At 37.3% G+C, this 287-nt stretch carries 1 protein-coding gene; it reads left to right on the top strand.

Annotated elements, in window-relative coordinates; translation table 11 throughout:
- Positions 1-85: 85 nt before the first annotated feature.
- Positions 86-287: Sec-independent protein translocase subunit TatA (locus tag ACG9ZL_RS21250; protein ID WP_419361918.1), on the top strand; the 202-nt coding region annotated here is incomplete at its 3' end.

The raw sequence follows: 287 nt of genomic DNA, 5'->3' as shown, positions 1-287 counted from the left end.
ACGTATACGTCTCATGATCAATTTTAGCCTACAACGCAAGCCAGTTATGAAATATCAACAGACCCTAATATTAGGAGTAAAAACCATGGCGGGATTATCGATTTGGCACGTACTTATTTTTGCAATTGTGGTGATCTTACTTTTTGGCACATCTAAATTAAAAAATTTAGGTAAAGATGTCGGCGGTGCGGTGAAGGATTTTAAAAAATCAATTCAAGATGATGACACGACCACTGCTGCACTGAATGAACCAAGAATACAGGAACATCAAAATAGCAATGCTGATG

This window comes from Acinetobacter legionensis, from assembly GCF_048551735.1.
GTDB lineage: Bacteria > Pseudomonadota > Gammaproteobacteria > Pseudomonadales > Moraxellaceae > Acinetobacter.
The sequence above is the reverse complement of the archived record's forward strand: the minus strand, read 5'-3'. Positions and strand labels throughout refer to the sequence as shown.